Raw genomic sequence first — 874 nt, forward strand, 5'->3', positions numbered from 1 at the left:
GATGGCTTGCAGTATTAATAGTTTTCCAAAATGTCTGCCTGTGAAATATAACATCTAAAAATTAAGGAAATGTTTGTGATAGGATTATACTATAAATTTAAACACCTAACTGTTTGCGACAGAACCAGATTAACTGAATCTAAATCTTATAGATATCACATAACACTAATTTATCATTATAGTCAATACTCTTAATTATAATTAAGAGTGTTCCTGGTAAATAATCTTCTAATTTTAAAAGTTTATTTATACCCCCGGAACTGTCGCCAAACCTTATATATTCTCCAAAATATATTATAGATATGGTTATGTTTGCTCCTGTATTTTCAGATATATCTAGGATTAATTTTCCTTCAGAGTCAAAATTGCCTGTTGTTTCTGTTATACCATCTTTTTCTATAGAAACATTATTTATTTTAAGGTCTGATGAATTTAAAAAAGCCACTTCATTTTGACTTTCTGTTTTATTAGGTGATGCCTTAATACTCCAAGAATATTGTTTTTGATAATATTCGCCACTTAATTTATTTAATTGTTTCTCTGCTTCGGAAATACTCTTCGTAAAAGCTCCTGATATTAAAGAAATTTTTAGTAAAATTATATATATTATCTTTCTCATCTCTTAGATTTTAATTGTAAGGAGAATTATTCTGTTTCTACATTATACATGTTTTTTTTTAAAAAGTATTTTTTAGGAACTTAAGCTCTGACGCTAGATTAGATTTTAAACAGGAGATGTTAATAATTTTATTCTCTGTACACGATAATTTTTTCATATTTTAAGTTCCTTAGTAGTTTTATTGAATATTTTGAGACACAAGGAGAAATCATTGCTATAAAATCCAATTTTTTGAATAGCATTTACAATCATGTC

Annotated in this window: 1 protein-coding gene; it reads right to left on the minus strand. The window is 26.4% G+C overall.

Going from position 1 to position 874, the window contains the following annotated elements; genetic code table 11:
* Window positions 1-139: 139 nt before the first annotated feature.
* On the minus strand, window positions 140-619 hold the full coding sequence (locus F3D57_RS10180) for a hypothetical protein (RefSeq protein ID WP_150466175.1): 480 nt from the start codon (window positions 617-619) through the stop codon (window positions 140-142).
* Window positions 620-874: the final 255 nt, after the last annotated feature.

The sequence above is a fragment of the Francisella sp. SYW-2 genome, assembly GCF_008711475.1.
GTDB lineage: Bacteria > Pseudomonadota > Gammaproteobacteria > Francisellales > Francisellaceae > Francisella > Francisella salimarina.